Source organism: Lactobacillus sp. C449L (assembly GCF_059900815.1).
This window is the reverse complement of the sequence record NZ_JBWXGA010000178.1, coordinates 1-470: the sequence shown is the minus strand read 5'-3', so window position 1 is coordinate 470 and position 470 is coordinate 1. Positions and strand designations below refer to the sequence as shown.

Annotated in this window: 1 protein-coding gene; it reads right to left on the bottom strand. The window is 55.5% G+C overall.

What is annotated here, in order from left to right; translation table 11 throughout:
- Nucleotides 1-470, bottom strand: a 470-nt coding sequence (locus AC2JF9_RS08905) for a hypothetical protein (protein WP_500727045.1), incomplete at both ends; no start/stop codon positions are given.

Sequence of the window (470 nt, the reverse complement as noted above, 5' to 3'; positions counted from 1 at the left end):
CAGTCCCCGCGCTCGTTTCTGCGTAAGCTCGTAATCAAATTTCCAGCCGTCACCTGATAGGCGGCCTGAAGCTGATGCTCGTAGGATACGATGCGATCGAGGTCGTCTGCACCGTTCTCAAATTTGCACATCAACCATTCGCGCACGGAAGCGGAATCGTCGGCCCACTCCCGCAGGTGACTGATCAAGTGAACGATCCATGGACCGGATAGCGGAACGGCCTGACCCGCCGCTTCCAATTGTGCGTTGATCGCTTCCGGATTTAACTTGGAAGGCTCTAGCCGTGAAAGCAACCGTTCAACTTCCATGCACACCTCTCGGCGATCACGCGCGAGTGCCATCGTTTCAGCCAGCCTTTTGATCAAGGCCACCCGAAGGATGAGCGGGATGGACCGGGTCTCGGCCAGCGTCAATGCGGAAACTTCCTGATAAGCGTCCAGATAGGAAACAAAGGATTCCTCATTCCATAC